Annotated in this window: 16 protein-coding genes; 3 read left to right on the forward strand and 13 right to left on the reverse strand. The window is 71.5% G+C overall.

Going from position 1 to position 19691, the window contains the following annotated elements; genetic code table 11:
- Window positions 1–95 precede the first annotated feature (95 nt).
- On the forward strand, window positions 96–977 hold the full coding sequence (gene rfbA, locus LCD31_RS07740) for a glucose-1-phosphate thymidylyltransferase RfbA (protein WP_224956921.1): 882 nt from the start codon (window positions 96–98) through the stop codon (window positions 975–977).
- Between the two features lie 4 nt (window positions 978–981).
- Here rfbA and htpX read toward each other — a convergent pair whose 3' ends face one another.
- Window positions 982–1851, reverse strand: coding sequence for a zinc metalloprotease HtpX (gene htpX, locus LCD31_RS07745; RefSeq protein WP_224956922.1), 870 nt, complete (start codon window positions 1849–1851; stop codon window positions 982–984).
- 333 nt (window positions 1852–2184) lie between these two features.
- Here htpX and LCD31_RS07750 point away from each other — a divergent pair, with 333 nt between their 5' ends.
- Window positions 2185–3093 carry a YceI family protein gene (locus LCD31_RS07750; protein ID WP_224956923.1) on the forward strand — a complete coding sequence of 303 codons (909 nt, stop codon included), beginning with the start codon at window positions 2185–2187 and terminating at the stop codon, window positions 3091–3093.
- Window positions 3094–3148: 55 nt separating this feature from the next.
- On the opposite strand, the gene ddaH is transcribed toward LCD31_RS07750, so the two are convergent.
- Window positions 3149–4009, reverse strand: a complete 861-nt coding sequence (gene ddaH, locus LCD31_RS07755; protein ID WP_224956925.1) for a dimethylargininase — start codon at window positions 4007–4009, stop codon at window positions 3149–3151.
- 74 nt (window positions 4010–4083) lie between these two features.
- Here ddaH and LCD31_RS07760 point away from each other — a divergent pair, with 74 nt between their 5' ends.
- Window positions 4084–4524, forward strand: coding sequence for an Lrp/AsnC family transcriptional regulator (locus tag LCD31_RS07760; protein WP_224956927.1), 441 nt, complete (start codon window positions 4084–4086; stop codon window positions 4522–4524).
- 54 nt (window positions 4525–4578) lie between these two features.
- Here the strand turns inward: LCD31_RS07760 and LCD31_RS07765 are convergent, their stop codons facing one another.
- The 11 genes from LCD31_RS07765 to nuoF all read right to left on the reverse strand — a co-directional run bounded on the left by LCD31_RS07765 (window position 4579) and on the right by nuoF (window position 19686).
- Complete coding sequence (locus LCD31_RS07765; protein ID WP_224956928.1) at window positions 4579–6153, reverse strand: hypothetical protein; 1575 nt, start codon at window positions 6151–6153, stop codon at window positions 4579–4581.
- 211 nt (window positions 6154–6364) lie between these two features.
- Complete coding sequence (locus tag LCD31_RS07770; protein WP_373689989.1) at window positions 6365–7396, reverse strand: polyprenyl synthetase family protein; 1032 nt, start codon at window positions 7394–7396, stop codon at window positions 6365–6367.
- 49 nt (window positions 7397–7445) lie between these two features.
- Window positions 7446–9008 (reverse strand): NADH-quinone oxidoreductase subunit NuoN, encoded by a 1563-nt coding sequence (gene nuoN / locus LCD31_RS07775; RefSeq protein WP_224956929.1) that lies wholly within the window; start codon window positions 9006–9008, stop codon window positions 7446–7448.
- Between the two features lie 3 nt (window positions 9009–9011).
- A complete protein-coding gene (locus LCD31_RS07780; protein ID WP_224956930.1) occupies window positions 9012–10589 on the reverse strand; it encodes a NuoM family protein in 1578 nt (525 codons plus the stop codon).
- A gap of 49 nt (window positions 10590–10638) precedes the next feature.
- A complete protein-coding gene (gene nuoL, locus LCD31_RS07785) occupies window positions 10639–12570 on the reverse strand; it encodes an NADH-quinone oxidoreductase subunit L (RefSeq protein WP_224956964.1) in 1932 nt (643 codons plus the stop codon).
- Between the two features lie 135 nt (window positions 12571–12705).
- Entirely contained in the window at window positions 12706–13005 is a 300-nt protein-coding gene (nuoK, locus tag LCD31_RS07790; protein ID WP_184476123.1) for an NADH-quinone oxidoreductase subunit NuoK, read from the reverse strand.
- Window positions 13002–13955: an NADH-quinone oxidoreductase subunit J gene (locus tag LCD31_RS07795; protein WP_224956931.1), complete on the reverse strand. Its 954-nt coding sequence runs from the start codon at window positions 13953–13955 to the stop codon at window positions 13002–13004. The genes nuoK and LCD31_RS07795 overlap by 4 nt, the downstream gene beginning before the upstream one ends.
- Window positions 13955–14515, reverse strand: a complete 561-nt coding sequence (gene nuoI, locus LCD31_RS07800) for an NADH-quinone oxidoreductase subunit NuoI (RefSeq protein ID WP_224956932.1) — start codon at window positions 14513–14515, stop codon at window positions 13955–13957. The genes LCD31_RS07795 and nuoI overlap by 1 nt, the downstream gene beginning before the upstream one ends.
- Entirely contained in the window at window positions 14508–15800 is a 1293-nt protein-coding gene (gene nuoH / locus LCD31_RS07805; RefSeq protein WP_224956934.1) for an NADH-quinone oxidoreductase subunit NuoH, read from the reverse strand. Before nuoH ends, nuoI begins: the two co-directional genes overlap by 8 nt.
- Window positions 15797–18367: an NADH-quinone oxidoreductase subunit G gene (locus LCD31_RS07810; protein WP_224956936.1), complete on the reverse strand. Its 2571-nt coding sequence runs from the start codon at window positions 18365–18367 to the stop codon at window positions 15797–15799. The genes nuoH and LCD31_RS07810 overlap by 4 nt, the downstream gene beginning before the upstream one ends.
- A complete protein-coding gene (nuoF, locus tag LCD31_RS07815) occupies window positions 18364–19686 on the reverse strand; it encodes an NADH-quinone oxidoreductase subunit NuoF (protein ID WP_224956938.1) in 1323 nt (440 codons plus the stop codon). Before nuoF ends, LCD31_RS07810 begins: the two co-directional genes overlap by 4 nt.
- Window positions 19687–19691: the final 5 nt, after the last annotated feature.

The following is a 19691-nucleotide window of genomic DNA, read 5'->3' on the forward strand; positions in this document are numbered from 1 at the left end:
AGTGCGGCGGCCCACTGCCGCCGGGAAACCGCACGGATCCCCGAATCCGGTCGACTACCGTGGGGACCGACCCACGGGCTCTGGAGGGATGCCGGGTGAGAGGAATCGTGCTCGCAGGAGGCAGCGGCACCCGGCTGCACCCGCTGACGCAGGGCGTGTCCAAGCAGCTGCTCCCCGTCTACGACAAGCCGATGGTGTACTACCCGCTGTCGGTGCTGATGCTCGCCGGGATCCGGGACGTGCTGCTGATCTCCACCCCGGTGGACCTGCCGCTGTTCCAGCGCCTGCTCGGGGACGGCTCGCAGCTCGGGTTGAACATCGAGTACGCGGAGCAACCGCAGCCGAACGGGCTCGCCGAGGCGTTCGTGATCGGCGCCGACTTCATCGGCGGCGACCCGGTGGCGCTGGTGCTGGGGGACAACATCTTCTACGGCCAGGGCTTCTCGCGAGTGCTGCAGCAGTCCACCCGGGACCTGCACGGCTGCACGCTGTTCGGCTACCCGGTCCGCGACCCGCACCGCTACGGGGTGGGCGAGGTCGACGCGGACGGCAAGCTCGTCTCCATCGTGGAGAAGCCGGAGCGGCCGCGGTCGAACAAGGCCATCACCGGCCTGTACTTCTACGACAACGACGTGGTGGAGATCGCCCGCGGCCTGGCGCCCTCACCCCGCGGCGAGCTGGAGATCACCGACGTCAACATGGCCTACCTGCGGCAGGGTCGCGCCCACCTCACCGAGCTGGGGCGCGGCTACGCGTGGCTGGACACGGGCACGCACGACTCGCTGCTGGAGGCCGGGCAGTTCGTGCAGGTGCTGGAGCACCGGCAGGGCGTCCGGATCGCCTGCCTGGAGGAGATCGCGCTGCGGATGGGGTTCATCTCCGCCGACCAGTGCCATGCGCTCGGCAGCAAACTCGCGAAGTCCGCCTACGGCGAGTACGTCATGGAGGTCGCCCGCTCGGCGGGCGCCGGGACCTGACGCGTCAGGGCAGCAGCCTGCGGCCGGCCATCCCTTCGAGCCGCTGCACCCGATCGCTGATCGGCGGGTGGGTGGAGAACAGGCGGGCCATCCGCTCCCCCGGCCGGAACGGGTTCGCGATCATCAGGTGGGACTGCGAGACCAGCTGCGGTTCGGGGGCGAGCGGCGCCTGCTGGGTGCCGCGCTCCAGCTTGCGCAGCGCGGAGGCGAGCGCCAGCGGGTCGCCGGTGAGCTCCGCGCCGGAGGCATCGGCCTGGTACTCGCGGGACCGGCTCACCGCCATCTGCACCACCGCGGCCGCGACCGGCCCCAGCAGCGCGATCAGCAGCATCGCGACCGGGCTCGGCCGGTCCTCGTCGCGCCCGCCGAACATGCCGAACAGCATGCCGAAGTTCGCCAGGAAGGTGACCACGCTGGCCAACGCCCCGGCCACGCTGGAGATCAGGATGTCCCGGTTGTACACGTGGGACAGCTCGTGCCCGAGCACGGCGCGCAGCTCGCGCTCGTCGAGCAGTTCGAGGATGCCGGTCGTGCAGCAGACCGCGGCGTTGCGCGGGTTGCGGCCGGTGGCGAACGCGTTCGGCGCCCGGGTGGGGCTGATGTAGAGCGCGGGCATCGGCTGCCGCGCGGAGGTCGCCAGCTCCCGCACGATGCGGTACATCGCGGGCTGCTCCGCCTCCGAGACGGGTCGTGCGTGCATGGAACGCAACGCCAGCTTTGCCGAATTGAAATAGGCGTAGCCGTTCATGCCGAGCGCCACGACCAGCGCCACGACCAGGCCCAGCCGGCCGAACAAGGAGCCCACCAGAAGGACCAGGGCGCTCATCCCGCCCAGCAGCAGCGCGGTCTTGAGTCCGTTGAAGTGCCCACCCACCGCGCTGTGCCCTCCGTGCCTGTCGCCGCTCACCGCTCGTTCGCCTCCGGACCTTCCTGGGATCGCCCCCGACCTGCGGAATCGTTGCGCCGTCCCGGTCGGGATCCACTGGGAAAACGCGCGGCGCGCGGGTGAAGTTCCGCTGCCGCGGAGTGCCGCGCACCACCCGAGAGGTCCAGACCGGTTCGACCGTTGTGCAACGATGACCTGCACAGTTTGGATCAGTGTGCACGGGACCGGGACGCCGAGATCGTTTCGGCCTAGCATGACCCGCGCCACCGAAAGAACGACTTTCCCGCACAGGGGGTGGCGGGAGAGCGGAAAGGATCCAAGATGTTCGCCAAACTGCGCAGGCGCCGCGGGAACACCGGCGCCGCACCACGGCCCGGCGCCGGGAACGCCGGCTACCTGCCGGAAACCCCCCTCGATGGCGGCGTCATCAGCTGCCAGGTGCACGACGAGATGGGCAAGCTGCTGCCGGGTGCCACGGTCACCATCACCGACCGGCTGAACCAGCAGATCGCACAGGCCGACACGGACAGCTACGGCTCGTTCCTCGCAACGGTGCAACCGGGCATGCACAAGATCTCGATCAACGCGGGTGGCTTCAAGCGCAAGAGCGCTCGCATCGAGGTCCGCGTCAACCAGCACACCTCGCTCGGCGGCGTGCGGCTGGAGTCGGACAACTCGCTGGCGCTGCCGCAGCCCGGCACCTGGACCTTCGACCCCACCCACACCGAGATCCACTTCGTCGCGCAGCACGTCGGCATGTCGAAGATCCGCGGCCGGTTCAACTCCTTCGAAGGCCAGATCCAGGTCGCGCGGCGCTTCGAGGACTCCCGGATCGACGTCGTCATCGACGCGGACAGCATCGACACCGGCGTCAACATGCGGGACACCCACCTGAAGTCCGCGGACTTCCTCGACGTGGAGAACTACCCGAAGCTGTACTTCAGCAGCACCAAGTTCCACCAGGTCCGCGGCGACCGCTGGCTCATCGACGGCGCGTTCACGCTCCGCGGCACCAGCAGCAACGTGCAGCTCGACACCGCCTACCTCGGGCAGCGGACCTGGCAGGGCCCCGGGTTCGAGAGCGACCGGCGGGCCGCCTGCCGCGCCACCACCACGCTGCGCCGCGAGGACTACGCGGTGAACTGGCAGGCCACCCTCGCCAAGGGCATCGCCGTCGTCGGTCCGACCATCGAGATCGAACTCGGCGTGCAGGCAGTGCTGGAGCAGTGATCGTTCCGCGCCGGCGGTTGCGGGGAACCGTCGGCGCCCCCGTCCGCGCGGCCGGTCAGCCGTGCAGCTCCATCGTGCAGCACTTCGGTCCGCCACCGGACTTGCGCAGCTCCGAGACGTCCACGTGGATCGGCTCGTAACCGCGGTCGCGCAGCTTCGCGGCCAAGCCCGTCGCCTCCAGCGGCAGCACCACGTGCCGCCCGTCGGACACGCCGTTCAGCCCCAGGCACTCCGCGTCGGCGGCGTCCGCGACCACCGCGTCCGGGAACAGCCGCTCCAGCACCCGCCGCGAACCCGCCGAGAACGCCTCCGGGTAGTAGGCGATCTGCGGGTGCTCACCCTGCGAGAGCACGAACAGCGCCGTGTCCAGGTGGTAGAAGCGGGCGTCGACCAGGCGCAACGACACCACCGGCACGCCCAGCGCCTCCTGCGCCTCCGCGTGCGCCTCCGGGTCGGTGCGGAAGCCGGTGCCCGCCAGCAGCAGGCCGCCGGTCCACGCGAAGTCGCCCTCCGCCTCGTTGATCCGCGACGGCATCACGATCTCGCGGTACCCGTTCCCGGCGAACCAGCGGCGGAAGTGCTCGGCCTCCGCGGCGCGCTGCTCGGCGCGGAACCGGGATCCCAGCACCCGGCCGCCGATGACCGTGCCCGAGTTCGCCGCGAACACCATGTCCGGCAGCCCCGGCTGCGCGGGCACCACCGACACCGAGTGGCCCAGCCGCTCGTAGGTGCGCTTCAGCTCCTCCCACTGGCGCAGCGCGAGCTCGACGTCCACCGGGCGGTCCGGGTCCATCCACGGGTTGATCACGTACTCCACGGCGAAGTGCTCCGGCGGGCACATCACGTAGTCGCGCGGCGTCGGCGTGCGGGATCCGGTCCGGGTCTCGGCGCGCGGATCCACAAGGGCGGTCGTCATGATACGAAATCTAATCCCGCCTCCGGCGACCTTCAACAACGCTCCATTGCGCGAAATGCGGCAGTATGTTGCGCATGGACACCTTGGATCAGCGAATCGTTTCGCAGCTGGTGACGGACGCCCGCGCGAGCTACGCCGAGATCGGCGCCGTGGTGGGTCTGTCCGCGCCCGCGGTGAAGCGGCGGGTGGACAAGCTGCTGGACCAGGGCGTGCTGCGCGGCTTCACCGCAGTCGTGGACCCCGAGGCGCTGGGCTGGGGGACCGAGGCCTTCGTCGAAGTGCACTGCCACGGGAACGTGCCGACCCACCGCATCCGCAGCGGGCTCGAACCGCTGCCCGAAGTCGTCGCCGCCTACACGGTGTCCGGGCCCGCGGACGCGATCGTGCACCTGCGGGCCGCCGACATCCACCACCTGGAGACGGCGCTGGAACGGCTGCGCGGCGTCGAGTTCATCAGCCGGACCGTGTCCACGGTCGTGCTGTCCCGGCTGCTGGAGCGCCCGCCGCAGCCCTGAGGCGCGCACGACGAAGCCGCCCCCGCGACGTGGCGGAGGCGGCTTCGGGTCACGTCAGGAGCCGGAGTTCCAGTGCTGGAAGCCCGCTTCCTCCGCGTCGGCCTCCGTCCGGAACCACACCTCGGCGACGACGCGGTCGTAGTGCGGCGAGTCCGGGGCGTGGTAGCGGCGCGAAGCGAAATCGCCCTTGACCATGTGGCCGTCCTGCTGCGACGGCTCCTGCGGCGCGGCCAGCGACTCGCGCCTGCGGTTCGCCTGCGCCTGCGGATCGGCGTGCCAGGCCGCCTGCGACCGGCCGGGGCGCTGCTGCATGCCGGGGCGCGGGCCGGCGCCGGGAGTGCGGCGCGGCAGCGGGGTCTGCTCGGACTCGGCGATCACCGGGACGTCCGAGTCCTGCTCGGGCGCGGCCTGGTCGGTGAACTCGTGCGCCCGGCTCTCCACCAGCGCGCGCAGGTTCCCCGCGAAGCCGTGATCGTCCCCGGCCCGGGCCGGTTCGGTCCAGGTCGGTTCGGCTTCCGGTTCGCGGGCCGGTTCGGCGTCGCGCGGGGCCTCCGAGGCGGGCCGCGGCGCATCCGACAGATCCGACAGGCCCAGCGCGGCGGACAGCTCGGCGGCGCCGGAGAGCCCGGGCGGGCCCGGGCGCAGCGGGGTCTCGGGCCGGGTGAAGATCTCGGTCCCGTCGCCGGTCGGCGCGGCCGACCGGGCGGGGCGGGCGATCTCGGACTCGTCGGCGGCGGCGTTCTTCTGGAACCAGGTGCTGGCCGATTCGGCGGGCCGGTCGGCCACCGGGTCGGTGTTCGCGCCGCGCCCGAGCGCTTGGCCGATGTCCGCGGAGGTGGGGCGTTCGGCGTCCTCGCCGCCGTCCTGGTCGTTCGGGATGGTCCACGGCGCTCCGGCGGGCTGGCGGCTCGACTGCGCGGCGTCGGAGCGCTGGGGCTGCTCGGGGCGCTGATCCTGCTCAGGACGTGGGGACTGCTCGGGACGCTGGGCCGTTTCCGGCCGCGGACCGCTGTCCTCGTCCTCGCGGACGCGGCTGGGCCACCAGCCACCGCTGGACCGGCCCGCGTAGGGGCTGTCGTCCTTCCAGGCGCCCGGGTTCCGGACCGGGAGGGACGGATCGCCGGGGGTGCGGGCGGGCGGCTCGGCGGGCTCGTGCGCGCAGGTGGCGCCGTCGTCCACCACCAGGTCGGCGACCTGGGAACCGCCGCGCACCGAGACCTCGGCGCGCGCGTCGGTGGTGGCGGTGGGCGCGGGTTCAGCCGCGGGCTGAGCTGCCGGGGTGCGAGCAGCCGAGGTCTGCGCGGCCGGCGCCGTGGGCCGCTCCGGCTCCGGCAACCGCGCGGTGCGCGGCTCGTCGTCCTCGTCCGGCTCGGCGAGCTGCCCGGCGTCCTGCTCCCAGCGCGGCTGCACCGCGGTGCGCTCCACGCCCAGCGGGGGCGAGGGCTGGTGGCTGCGCCAGATCTGCCGGTCGTGGCGCGCGTCCTGGTGCTCCACGTACTCGGTGAACTCGGAGGTCACCTTCCGCAGCCGGCGCCGCAGCGGCAGCACGAACAGCAACCAGGTGATCACAGAACCGAGCAGGAACGCGGCGACACTCCACAACCACACCTGCGTAAACAGCCACACCACCGGCGACGCCCTCCCTCAAAGGCCACGTGGGGCACCGTGAGCGTGGACAGGCTACTCCGCGCACGCTCCACCCCGTACCTCGACGCAACACTCCACCCGACCGGGACCAAGATCAGCCCCGGTGGAGTGACTCACCCGCGCCGAGCGTTCACTGTCCGACACCGCAGACGTGCCGAGCTCCGAGCGGTCCCCGACGGCCGCGCCCGGGCCGTCAGCGGGTCCGTGCCACCACGTAGTGGACCAGAGCCTCCAGCGCGGTCCGCGCGGAGCAGTCCGGGAGCTCCGCCAGCACCGCCCGCGCCTCCTGCGCGTACTCGTCGAGCGTGGCGCGGGCCCGCCGCAAGCCGCTGGACTCGCGCAGCAGCTTCAACGCCTCCGCCACGTCCTCGTCCGCGTGCAGCGGTTCGCCCAGCAGCTCCAGCAGCCGCGGATCGGTGTCCGCCGCGTCCCTGGCGTAGATCATCGGCAGCGTGAGCACGCCCTCGCGCAGGTCGGTCCCGGGCGTCTTGCCGGAGTCCGCCGCGGGCGAGGCGATGTCGATCACGTCGTCGGAGATCTGGAAGGCGATGCCGATGCTCTTGCCGAACGACTCCAGCGCCGCGACCTGCTCCGGGGTCGCACCCGCCGCGGTCGCGCCGAACCGGCCGGAGGTCGCGATCAGCGAACCGGTCTTCTCGTAGATCACCTGGAGGTAGTGCTCCTCCAGGTCCTGGCCCTCACCCGCGCCGATCGTCTCGCGCAGCTGCCCGGTGACCAGCGCTTCGAAGGTGGTCGCCATCCGGCGCACCGCGTCGGCGCCGAGGTCGGCGACCATCCGGGAGGCGTGCGCCATCAGGAAGTCGCCGGTGAGGATCGCCACCGAGTTGTCCCAGCGCACGTTCGCGCTGGCCGCGCCGCGGCGCATCGTGGCCTCGTCCATCACGTCGTCGTGGTACAGCGTCGCGAGGTGCACCATCTCCACCACCGCCGCCGAGGTGATCACCTCGTCCGGCGACGGGTCCGCGAAGTGCGCCGCCAGCAGCGCGAACAGCGGCCGGAACCGCTTTCCTCCCGCGTCCACCAGGTGCAGCGAAGTGCGGGTCGCGAAGTCGAACTCGCTGCGCACCGACTCGTGCAGCAGCGCTTCGACCCGGGCCATGCCCGCGGAGATCGACTCGGCCAGCGCCGGATCGTCGATGTCGAACCCGCTCGCAGCAGTACTGCCAGCCACGTTCCTGACCGGTTCACCAGATGGGCTGCTCACGTCACCGTCGCCTTCGCTCCCCCACCGAGTCGCCCTACGGGCGGGCACTCTACGACACGAAACCACCCACACCGGCCCAGTCCAGGGCCACCGTGGGCAGCACGCCCAGCAACAGCGTCACGACCACGCCCAACGTGATCGCCGCGGTTGTGAACGCACCCGGCACGCTGACGGTGGGCCCGTCCGCGGCCGGCTCGCTGAAGTACATCAGCACGATGACACGAAGGTAGAAGAACGCCGCAACCGCACTGGCCACCAGGGCCACCACCACCAGCGGGGCCATCCCGTCCGACAGCGCGGCCTCGAACACCACGAACTTCCCGATGAAACCGCTCGTCAGCGGGATTCCGGCGAGGGCGAACAGCAGGAACGTGAACACGGCGGCGAGCACCGGTGAACGCTTCGCCAACCCGGCCCAGTCGGAAAGGTGAGTAGCCTCACCCTCCGCGGTGCGCACGAGGCTGATCACACCGAACACGGCGACCGTGGTGAAGCCGTAGGCCAGCAGGTAGAACATCGTGCCCGACAGGCCGCGCTCGGTGAGGGAGATCGACCCGATGAGCAGGAACCCCGCGTGCGCGATGGACGAGTAGGCGATCATCCGCTTGATGTCGTTCTGGGTGAGCCCGAGGACCACGCCGATCACCATGGACACGATCGCGACCGCCCACATCACGCCGCGCCACTCCCAGCTGGACGCCTGCAACGCGACCTGCAGCACCCGCAGGATCGCGCCGAACGCGGCGACCTTGGTGCAGGCCGCCATGAACCCGGTGACCGCGGTGGGCGCGCCCTGGTAGACGTCCGGCGTCCAGGTGTGGAACGGGCCGACGGAGGCCTTGAACAGCAGACCGACGACGAGCAGCCCGATCCCGGCGAACAGCAGCGTCTCGGAGCGGTCGCTGGTGGAGGTGGCCTCGGCGATGTCGGCGAGCCGCACCGAACCGGCGTAGCCGTAGAGCAGCGCCAGCCCGTACAGGAAGAACGCGGAGGCGAACGCGCCGAGCAGGAAGTACTTCACCGCCGCTTCCTGCGAGAGCAGCCTGCGGCGCTTCGCGAGCCCGCACATCAGGTACAGCGGCAGGCTCAGCACTTCCAGCGCGATGAACATGGTGAGCAGGTCGTTCGCGGCGCAGAACACCATCATGCCGCCGAGCGAGAACAGGGCGAGCGGGAACACCTCGGTGCGCATCCCGGTGCCCCCGCCGCGGTTGCCGGGGTCCTGTTCGGCTTCGGCGGCGGTCTCGGCGACGAACGCGCCACCGGGTTCCACCGAGCGGTCCGCGATGAGCAGGATCGCCGCGATGCCGAGGCCGAGCAGCGTCCCCCACAAGAACAGCGTGGGCGCGTCCACGGCCAGCGCGTCGGACAGCGTGGTGACGCCGGTGCCGCCGGAGCGGGCGTGCAGCCCGAGGGCGATCCCGGCGGCGACGAGGGCCAGCAGGCTCAGCGCGACCTGGGTGGTCCAGCGGGACCGGCGGGGCACGAACGCCTCGACGAGCACGCTGATGCAGGCGGCGCCGAGCACGACCAGCACCGGTGTGATGGCGGCGTAGTCGATCGGCGGGATCGGAATCTGCTGCGCGTGGACCGCGACCTGAGTGGCACCCACTGTTCAGTTCCCTCCTTGCGAGGTCACGGGGTCGGTGACGCCGACCTCGCTCATGGTCGCCCCGACCGACGGGGTGATCACGTCCAGCACCGGTTTCGGATACACCCCGAGCGCGAGCACCAGCACGATCAGCGGGGTCAGCACGGCGATCTCCCGCGGGCGCAGGTCCAGCACCCGCGCCCGGTGCGCGCCGGGCCGGTTCGGGTCGGTGACGGCGCCCGGACCGCCCGCGGTGCCGACGAGGGCGTCGCCGCGCACCGGCCCCTGCATGATCCGCTGGTAGAGCCGCAGCACGTAGACGGCGGCGAGGACCATGCCGATGGTGGCGAGCACCGTGTACACCGGCTGCGTCGGGAAAGCGCCCAGCAGCACCAGGAACTCGCTGATGAACGAGTTGGTGCCCGGCAGCGACAGGGTGCTGAGCCCGGCGATGAGCAACGTCCCGGCCAGCAGCGGGGTGATCTTCGCCATCCCGCCGTAGTCGGCGATCCGGGTCGACCCGCCGCGCGCGATGATCATGCCGATGACCAGGATCAGCAGTCCGGTCGCCAGGCTGTGGTTGAGCATGTACGACACCGCGCCCACCTGGGCCTGCGAGGTGTAGGCGAAGATCCCGAGCGCGATGAACCCGAAGTGCGCGATGGACACGTAGGCGATGAACCGCTTGAGGTCGGTCTGCCCGAACGCCTGCAGCGAGCCGTAGAGCACGCCGAGCACCGCCAGCACCAGCACCAGCGGCGCCAGCAGCTGGGAGGCGTCCGGCGTGAGCGGCAGGCTGTAGCGCAGGAAGCCGAAGGTGCCGACCTTGTCCAGCACGCCGACGACGATCACCGCGACGCCGATCGGGGCCTGCTCGGCGGCGTCCGGCAGCCAGGTGTGCAGCGGCACCAGCGGTGCCTTGATCGCGAACGCGGTGAAGAAGCCCAGGAAGATCCACACCTGCACGGCGATCGGCGCGTCGGCCAGGATCGGCACCAGCCGCGCCCAGTCGAAGGTGCCTTCGCCGGTGGCCTGCAGCGCGTAGGCGTAGGCGCCGATCGCGGCGGCCAGCATGATCAGGCCGCCGAGGAACGAGTACAGGAAGAACTTCACCGCCGCGTACCGGCCGCGTTCGCCGCCGTAGCCGCCGATGAGGAAGTACATCGGGATCAGCATGATCTCGAACAGCACGTAGAACAGGAACACGTCGGTCGCCGCGAACACGGCCACCGTCAGCGACTGCTCGACCAGCAGCAGCGAGAAGAACCCGCCGTGGCTGCGCCCCGCCGGCAGCCGCTCGCCCCAGCTGAAGCCGAGCACCAGCGGCATCAGCAGCGCGATCACGGCGATCATGACGAGCGCGATGCCGTCGACGGCGAAGGACACCCGGATGTCGAACGCCGGGATCCACTCGACGGAGCTGGCCAGTTGCAGCCGTGGCCCGGCCGGGTCGTAGGCGGCCCAGGCGGCGATCGCGACGGCGAACTCGGCCAGCGACACGGCGAGCGCGGTCCACTTCGCCACCGGCGCGTTGCGGCGCAGCAGCCCGACGGCGACGGCGCCCGCCAGCGGCAGCAGGACGAGCACGAGGAGCAGGGTCATCGGATCTCCTCTTCCCCCGGGAGGTTCGGCTGGGTTCGGGTGCGGTCGGTCACGGCGTGCCCACCACCAGCAGCGCCCCGATCAGCAGCACGCCGCCGCAGAGCATGGACAGCGCGTAGGAGCGGACGAACCCGTTCTGCCTGCGCCGCGCCCAGCCGGAGCCGAGCTGCAGCGCACCGGCGAGACCGGTGACGGCTCCGTCCACGGCGGCGCGGTCGAAGGCGACCAGGCCGCGGGTGAGCCCGGCGGTGGGTTTGACGGCGACGGCGTCGTTGAGCGCGTTGCCGCCGAGGTCGGCGCGCGCGGCGCGCACCACCGGCGACACCCGCTCGGGCCGGGTGACCGGCACCGGTTTCCGGCCGACGAGCAGCCAGGCGGCGAGCGCGCCGAGCGCGGAGAGCACCACGGTCAGCACCGGGATCACCGAGTGCGGCAGCGCCCCGCCGTGCGATTCCTCCAGCGCGCCGAGCGACGGCGCGAGGAAGGTGACCAGCCGGTCCCCGGAGGCGAGGAACATGCCCGCCCCGACCGAGCCGACGGCCAACACGATCATCGGCCCGGTCATGATCGCCGGGGATTCGTGCGGGTGGTAGCCCTGCCCGTCCGCGGTCTTGAGGTCCTGCCAGCGCTTCTCGCCGAAGAAGGTCATCAGCACCAGCCGCGTCATGTAGAACGCGGTGAGCGCGGCACCCAGCAGCGCCGCGCCGCCGAACACCCAGCCCCGCCAGCCGTCCTGGCCGAACGCGGCCTCGATGATCGCGTCCTTCGAGTAGTAGCCGGACAGGAACGGGAACCCGATCAGCGCCAGGTAACCGAGCGCGAAGGTGGCGAAGGTGATCGGCAGGTGCTTGGCGAGCCCGCCGAACCGGCGCATGTTCACCTCGTCGCGCATCGCGTGCATCACCGACCCGGCGCCGAGGAACAGCCCGGCCTTGAAGAACCCGTGGGTGAGCAGGTGCATGATGCCGAGCGCGTACCCGGCCGGCCCGAGCCCGACGGCGAGGATCATGTAGCCGATCTGGCTGACCGTGGAGTAGGCCAGCACCTTCTTGATGTCGTCGTAGGCGCAGCCGATGACGCAGCCGACCAGCAGCGTCACCGCGCCGATGATGGTGACGACCAGCCGGCCGTCCGGGGACAGCGTGTACAGCGGGTTGGCGCGGGCGATCAGGTAGACGCCGGCGGTGACCATGGTCGCCGCGTGGATCAGCGCGGACACCGGGGTAGGGCCTTCCATCGCGTCCGGCAGCCACGCCTGCAGCGGGACCTGGCCGGACTTGCCGCACGCCCCGAGCAGCAGCAGCAGCGTGATCGCCAGCAGCACGCCCGGGGTCAGCTCCCCGGCGCGGGCGAAGACCTCGGTGTACTGGGTGGTGCCGAGCTTCGCGAACAGCAGGAAGATCGCGAGGGCGAGCCCGACGTCGCCGACCCGGTTCATCACGAACGCCTTGGTCGCGGCCGCGGCCGCCGAGGGCCGCTGCTGCCAGAACCCGATCAGCAGGTAGGACGCCAGGCCGACGCCCTCCCAGCCGAGGTACAGCGTCACGAAGCTGTTGCCCAGCACCAGCACCAGCATGGCCGCGACGAACAGGTTCAGGTAGGCGAAGAACCGCCGCCGCTCGGTGTTGTGCCTGCCGGTGCGGCCTTCCTGGTCGTGGGCCATGTAGCCGATCGAGTAGAGGTGGATCAGCGCGCCCACCCCGGTGATCAGCAGCACGAACACCATCGACAGCGGGTCCAGCCGCAGCCCGAAGTCGACCTGCAGCGCCTCGACCGGGATCCAGGAGAACACGTGCAGCTCGCGCACCGGTTGCGCGTCGCCCGCGATGCTCGTGAACAGCGCCACCCCGTAGGCGAACGCCGCGATCACGGTGGCGCTGCCCAGCAGGTGGCCCCACCCGTCGGCGCGGCGGCCCGCGATCAGCAGCACGGCCGCGCCGAGCAGCGGCAGTGCGATGAGCAGCCAGGCGCCGCCCTGCACGGGACCTTGCGCGGCCTGCACGGCGAGGAGATCGGGACTGGCCGGGAACGTCGTCGTCACGCCAGGCTCTCCCTACTGTGAGTGCGAACGGGGGTTCGGGTGCGCGGCGCGCCGGCCGCGGGGGCGGGCATGGCGCTAGTACTTGAGGAGGTTGGCGTCGTCGACCGAGGCCGAGCGGCGGGTCCGGAAGATCGACATGATGATCGCGAGGCCGACCACGACTTCCGCGGCGGCGACGACCATCACGAAGAACGCCATCACCTGCCCGTGCACCGAGCCCTCGATGCGGGCGAAGGTGACCAGCGTCAGGTTCACCGCGTTGAGCATCAGCTCGATGCACATGAACACGACGATGGCGTTGCGCCGCACCAGCACGCCGACGGCGCCGATGCTGAACAGCAGCGCGGACAGCAGCAGGTAGTAGGTGGGGGTCATCGCCGGACCTCCTCGGGGGACGCGTGGCCGGAGCCGGAGCGGCCGTTGCTGCCGTCCTCGCCGCGGTCGTCCGGGGCCCCGGGCTCCGGCGCGTCGAGGTCGGGTGCCGGTTCCCCGGGGTCGCGGGGCCGATCGGTGAGCGCGTGCGGATCGGCTCCGCCGTCCTTGCCCGCGATGGCGTCGCGTTCGGCGGTGAGCCGTTCGACCGGCAGGTTGTCGAGGATCTCGGACAGCGACTCGGGCGCCACCGAGCCGTCCGGCAGCAGCGCCGGGGTCGCCACCGAGTTCGCGGTGGCGTACACGCCGGGGCCGGGCAACGGCGAGGACCGGTCGCCGCGCAGCCGCGCTTCGACGCGTTCCCGCTGGCTGATCCGCGCGGCGCGTCCCTTGCCGCCGTAGGCGAGCACCATCGCGCCCAGCGCGGCGGTGATCAGCAGCGCCGAGGTCAGCTCGAACGGGAACAGGTAGTCGGTGAAGATCAGCGCGCCGAGCCCGCCCGCACCGCCGCCGCGCGCGGACCACGGGTCCAGCGGTGCGGCGACCGGCACGTCGGTGAGCGCCCTGGCCAGCCCGGTCACCAGCAGCAGCGCGAACGCGACCCCGGCGACGGCGGCCCACAGCCGCTGCCCGCGCAGCACCTCCACCACCGAGTCCGAGGAGTCGCGGCCCACCATCATCAGCACGAACAGGAACAGCATCATGATCGCGCCGGTGTAGACGATGATCTGGGTGAAGCCGAGGAAGGGCGCGCTCTGCGCCATGTACAGCACGCCGAGGCTCAGCATGGTCAGCACCAGGAACAGCGCGGAGTGCACCGCGCCGCGCGAGAACACCATGCCCAGCGCCCCGACCAGGGCCAGCGGCCCGAGGATCCAGAACGCCGCGGCCTCGCCCGCGCCGACCACGTCCGCGGCCTGCTGCTGGGCGAGCACCGCAGTTGCCGTGAGCATCACCGCCGCGCCTCCTCGTGCCCGGTCTCCACGGTTTCGCCTTCGGGCACGCCGCTGCGCCGCGCGAGCTCGGGCCCGCGCACGTAGTAGTCCTGCTCGTCCTCGCCGAGCCGCATCGGGTGCGGCGGCTGCTCCATGCCGGGCAGCAGCGGGGCCAGCAGGTCCTCCTTGGTGTAGATGAGGTGCTGCCGGTCGTCGTCGGCGGTCTCGTACTCGTTCGTCATGGTCAGCGAGCGGGTCGGGCACGCCTCGATGCACAGGCCGCAGCCGATGCACCGCAGGTAGTTGATCTGGTAGTCGGCCCCGTAGCGCTCCCCCGGCGAGTAGCGCTCGTCCTCGGTGTTGTCCCCGCCCTCGACGAAGATCGCGTCCGCGGGGCAGGCCCAGGCGCACAGCTCGCAGCCCACGCACTTCTCCAGCCCGTCCGGGTGCCGGTTGAGCTGGTGGCGGCCGTGGAACCGGGGTGCGGTGACCTTCTTGACCTCGGGGTACTCCTCGGTGACGACCTTCTTGAACATCGTCGAGAAAGTGACGCCGAAACCTTTCAGCGGATCAAACACGGCCCGCTCCCTCCTTCGAGGCGTCGTCGGCCCCGGACGGCGGCACCGGGGTGCGCCGCGGTGGGGTCGGGGGCACTTGCAGGTCCAGCGGCGGGACGGGGAACCCGCTGCCCGCCATGGGCGCTTCCGGTTCTTCCGGTTCGGGCCGCTTGCGGTCCGGGACGAGGAAGGCCGCGGCGGTGAGCACCACCAGCGCCGCGCCGCCGACGACCCGGAACGTCGTCGAGTCGACGCCCTGCTCGTTGCGGACCGCGCGGATCACGGTGACCACCACGATCCACACCAGGCTCAGCGGGACGAGGACCTTCCAGCCGAGGTTCATGAACTGGTCGTAGCGCAGCCGCGGCAGCGTGGCGCGCAGCCACACGAACACGAACAGGAACGCCAGCGTCTTCCCGAGGAACCACAGCACCGGCCACCATCCGGTGTTGAGCACCCCGCCGCCGATCAGGCTCAGCGGCCACGGCGCGTGCCAGCCGCCGAGGAACAGCGTGGTGGCGAGGGCGGAGACGGTGACCATGTTGATGTACTCGGCGAGGAAGAACAGCGCGAACTTCAGCGAGGAGTACTCGGTGTGGAAGCCGCCGACCAGTTCGGATTCGGCTTCCGGCAGGTCGAACGGGGCGCGGTTGGTCTCGCCGACCATCGCCACCACGTAGACCAGGAAGCTGAACGGCAGCACGAGTGCGAACCAGCCGCTGGTCTGCGCTTCGACGATGCCCGCGGTGGACAGCGTGCCCGCGTACATGATCACGGCGACGAACGAGAGGCCCATCGCGATCTCGTAGGAGATGACCTGCGCGGCGGAGCGCAGCGAGCCCAGCAGCGGGTACGGCGATCCGGAGGACCAGCCGGCGAGCACGATGCCGTAGACGCCGATGGAGGCGCTGGCCAGCACCACGAGCAGCCCCACCGGCAGTTCCACCAGCTGCAGCGCGGTGCGCTCGCCGAAGATCGTGACCTCCGGGCCGATCGGGATCACCGAGAACGACACCAGCGCGGGCGTCGCGGAGATCACCGGGGCGAGGAAGTACACCCACTTGTCGGCCAGCACCGGCCGGATGTCCTCCTTGAACGCGAGCTTCAGCCCGTCGGCCAGGGATTGCAGGATGCCGAACGGTCCGGCGCGGTTCGGTCCGGGACGGTGCTGCATGCGGCCGATGACGCGGCGCTCGGCCCAGATCGTCAGCAGCGTCATCAGCACCAGGAAGGCGAAGATCGCCACGACCTTGATCAGGATCAGCCAGATCGGGTCGTCGGCGAGCAGTTCGGCGGTGCGCGTCATGACCGGCTCCTCTCGGGGCCGCCGAAGCCGAGCCCGGTGCCGCCGTGGCCGTTCGCACCGTGCCCGTTGGTCCCGTGCCCGTTGCCGCCGTGCCCGTTCGCGAGCGGCCCGGCGGGGGCGAGCGCGACGGGCGCGCCGTGCCCGACGCCCAGCAGCCGGTTCACCTTCGACGGTCCGGAGTCCATCGGCAGCCACACCACGTCGTCGGGCATGTCGGTGAACCGCGCTTCGAGCGTGATCGACCCGCGGTCGCCGCGGACTTCGACCTGCTGGCGCTCCAGCAGCCCGAGCCGCCGCGCGGTGGCCGGGGACAGCATCGCCACGGTGTCCCGCCGGGTGCCCGCGAGGTTCGGTTCGTCGTCCTGCAGCGAGCCGTCGTCCAGCAGCCGCCGCCAGGTGGCCAGCAGCACGCGGCCCGGCCCGGGTGGCGCGACGGGCCGCACCTGCTCGTCCGGGGCGGGTGGCCGGGCGCGCCCGCCGGTGCCGAGCCGGTCCAGTTCGGCGCGGACCGCGGCGGGGCTCTGGGTGAACAGGTCGGCGTCCATCTCGACCGCGAGGGTGTCCAGCACCCGGCAGTCCGGCAGCGCGCCGGTTCCTTCGATGGTGATGCGGAATTCGCGGCGGCGGCCCTCCCAGTTCAGGTAGGTGCCGGACTTCTCCGAGCTCGGCGCGATGGGCAGCACCACGTCGGCGCGTTCGGTGACTGCGCTGGGACGCAGTTCGAGGCTCACCACGAAGTCGGCGCGGTCCAAGGCCTGCCGAGCCAGTTCCGGGTCGGGCAGGTCGTCCGGGTCGACGCCGCCGACGAGCAGTCCGGCGAGGTCGCCGCGCGCGGCGGCGCGCAGGATGCCCTCGGTATCCCGCCCGGGCGCGCCGGGCAGGCTGTCGGCGTCCACGCCCCAGGTCTGGGCGACCTCGGCGCAGGCGGTGAGGTCGCCGACGGCGCGGCCGCCGGGCAGCAGCGTGGGCAGCGCGCCGGCTTCGACGGCGCCGCGTTCGCCCGCGCGGCGCGGGATCCACGCGACCCGCGCGCCGGTGCGGGCCGCGGTGCGGGTGACCTCGGAGAGCAGTCCGGGGATCTGCGCGGCCCGCTCGCCGACGACGAGCACCGCTCCCCCGGCCCGCAGCGCTTCGTCCACTTCGGACGGGAGCTCGGCCAGCGCGGCGGCCTCCCCGCCGGGCGGGCACGGCAGCAGCGCGCCGGTGCGCACCGGACCGCCACCGCTCATGATCCGCGTCGTCTTCTCCACGCCCGGCGAGTTCCACTGCCCGAGGTGGAAGACCTTCGTGCTCCCCTTGCGGGCCGCCTTGCGCAGCCGCAGGAACACGCTCGGCGACTCCTCCTCCGGTTCGAAGGCGACGCACAGCACGGCGGGCGCGGCCTCCAGGTCGGCGAAGGTCACCGCGCCCGCACCGGGCCCGGTGCCGACGACGGCGGACTCCAGGAACGCGAGCTCCTCGTCCGAGTGCGCCCTGGCGCGAGCGTCGACGTCGTTGGTGCGCAACGCGATCCGCGCGAACTTCGCGTAGGCGTAGGCGTCCTCCTCGGTCAACCGGCCGCCGGGCAGCACCCCGACGCCGCGGTCGTCGCGCGCCCGCAGCAGCCCGTCGGCGGCGACGCGCAGCGCCTCCGTCCAGGACGCGGTCCGCAGCTCACCGCCCTCGCGCACCATCGGCCGCAGGAAGCGGTCCGCGGCGGTGGCGTAGCGGAACGCGAACCGGCCCTTGTCGCAGAGCCACTCCTCGTTGACCTCCGGGTCGTCCCCGGCGAGCCGCCGCATCACCTTGCCGCGCCGCCAGTCGGTGCGCGTCGCACAGCCCGACGAGCAGTGCTCGCACACGCCCGGCGTGGACACCAGGTCGAACGGCCGGGAGCGGAACCGGTAGGCGGCGCTGGTCAGCGCGCCCACCGGGCAGATCTGGATGGTGTTGCCGGAGAAGTACGACTGGAACGGCTGCTGCTCGGCGATGCCGATCTGCTGCACCGCCCCGCGCTCCAGCAGTTCGATGAACGGGTCGCCCGCGATCTGCTTGGAGAACCGGGTGCAGCGCTGGCACAGCACGCAGCGCTCCCGGTCCAGCAGCACCTGGGTGGAGATCGGCACCGGCTTCGCGAAGGTCCGCTTGGTGTCGTGGAACCGGGATTCGGCGCGGCCGTGCTTGAGCGCCTGGTTCTGCAGCGGGCACTCGCCGCCCTTGTCGCAGATCGGGCAGTCCAGCGGGTGGTTGATCAGCAGCAGCTCCATCACGCCCTGCTGCGCCTTGTCGGCGACCGGCGAGGTCTGCTGCGTCTTCACCACCATGCCGTCGGCGACGGTCATCGTGCAGGAGGCCTGCGGCTTGGGCATCGCCCGGCCGTTCATCTCCACTTCCACCAGGCACTGCCTGCACGCGCCCGCCGGGTCGAGCAGCGGGTGGTCGCAGAACCGGGGGATGACGATGCCCATCCGCTCCGCGGTGCGGATCAGCAGCTCGCCCTTGGGGGCGTCGACTTCGACGCCGTCGATCGTCAGCCGGACGTGCCCCTCGGGGACCGGCTTGGTCTCACGCTCGGATGCCACCGTCATCGGGCCGCTCCTGCCAGTGCGGGCTCGCCCGGCTCCGCGCCGGGCCGGTTCTGCTGACACAGCGCGAGGAATTCCTCGCGGAAGTACTTGATGCCGCTGGTGATCGGGCTGACCGCACCGTCACCGAGGGCGCAGAAGGAGCGGCCGAAGATGTTGTCGCAGACGTCGAGCAGGGTGTCGATGTCCTCTTCGGTGCCGTGCCCCTCGACCATGCGCTCCAGGACCTGGGCGAGCCAGAAGGTGCCCTCCCGGCAGGGGGTGCACTTGCCGCAGGACTCGTGCTCGTAGAACTGCGTCCACTTCATCACCGCCCACGGCACGGACACGGTCTCGTTGAACACCATCAGCGCCGTGGTGCCCAGCATCGAGCCCGCTTCGGCGGCGCCCTCGAAGTCCAGCGGCACGTCCAGGTGCTCGGCGGTGAACAGCGGGGTGGACGAGCCGCCAGGGGTCCAGAACTTGAGCGGGACCCCGTCCTTCATGCCGCCCGCCAGCTCCAGCAGCTGCCGCAGCGTGGTGCCCAGCGGGGCCTCGTACTGGCCGGGGTTCTCGACGTGCCCGGACAGCGAGTAGATCTTCGGGCCGGGCGACTTCTCCCGTCCCATGCTGCGGAACCAGTCGGAGCCGCCGTTGACGATGAACGGCACCGAGGCGATGGTCTCCACGTTGTTCACCGTGGTCGGGCACGCGTAGAGCCCGGCGGCGGCGGGGAACGGCGGTTTCAGCCGCGGCTGCCCGCGCTTGCCCTCCAGCGAATCGAGCAGCGCCGTCTCCTCGCCGCAGATGTAGGCGCCGGCCCCGGCGTGCACCACGATGTCGCAGTCGAAACCGGAGCCGAGGATGTCCTTGCCCAGGTAGCCCGCGGCGTAGGCCTCCTGCACGGCGTTGTTCAACCGGCGGATGCAGTGCAGCGCCTCACCGCGCACGTAGATCGCCGAGAAGTGCGAGCGCATCGCGTAGCAGGCGATGATCACGCCCTCCACCAGCGAGTGCGGGTCGGCCATCATCAGCGGGATGTCCTTGCAGGTGCCCGGTTCGCCCTCGTCGGCGTTGACCACGAGGTAGTGCGGCTTCACCGGTTCCTTCGGCATGAAGCTCCACTTCACGCCCGCCGGGAACCCGGCGCCGCCACGGCCGCGCAGGCCCGCGGCCTTCACCAGTTCGACCAGCTCGTCGGGCGTGGCGCGCAACGCCTTGCGCAGCGCGGTGTAGCCCTCCAGCTGCTCGTAGGTGCGGAGGCTCCAGGAGGTCGGCGACAACCACCGCTTGGTCAGCACCGGGGTGAGGTCGTCGGGCTTCGGGGAGTTCGCGTCGGTCATGTCCA

It is taken from the genome of Saccharopolyspora sp. 6M (assembly GCF_020176775.1).
In the GTDB taxonomy this organism is placed as follows: Bacteria; Actinomycetota; Actinomycetes; order Mycobacteriales; family Pseudonocardiaceae; genus Saccharopolyspora_C; species Saccharopolyspora_C gregorii.

Excerpts from the sequence above, each read along its gene's own strand:
- LCD31_RS07780 (WP_224956930.1), bottom strand. The coding sequence starts at position 10,589 with ATGACCCTGCTCCTCGTGCTCGTCCTGCTGCCGCTGGCGGGCGCCGTC.
- LCD31_RS07810 (WP_224956936.1), bottom strand. The coding sequence starts at position 18,367 with ATGACGGTGGCATCCGAGCGTGAGACCAAGCCGGTCCCCGAGGGGCAC.
- LCD31_RS07750 (WP_224956923.1), top strand. The coding sequence starts at position 2,185 with ATGTTCGCCAAACTGCGCAGGCGCCGCGGGAACACCGGCGCCGCACCA.
- nuoF (WP_224956938.1), bottom strand. The coding sequence starts at position 19,686 with ATGACCGACGCGAACTCCCCGAAGCCCGACGACCTCACCCCGGTGCTG.
- ddaH (WP_224956925.1), bottom strand. The coding sequence starts at position 4,009 with ATGACGACCGCCCTTGTGGATCCGCGCGCCGAGACCCGGACCGGATCC.
- nuoK (WP_184476123.1), bottom strand. The coding sequence starts at position 13,005 with ATGACCCCCACCTACTACCTGCTGCTGTCCGCGCTGCTGTTCAGCATC.
- LCD31_RS07760 (WP_224956927.1), top strand. The coding sequence starts at position 4,084 with ATGGACACCTTGGATCAGCGAATCGTTTCGCAGCTGGTGACGGACGCC.
- LCD31_RS07795 (WP_224956931.1), bottom strand. The coding sequence starts at position 13,955 with ATGCTCACGGCAACTGCGGTGCTCGCCCAGCAGCAGGCCGCGGACGTG.
- nuoH (WP_224956934.1), bottom strand. The coding sequence starts at position 15,800 with ATGACGCGCACCGCCGAACTGCTCGCCGACGACCCGATCTGGCTGATC.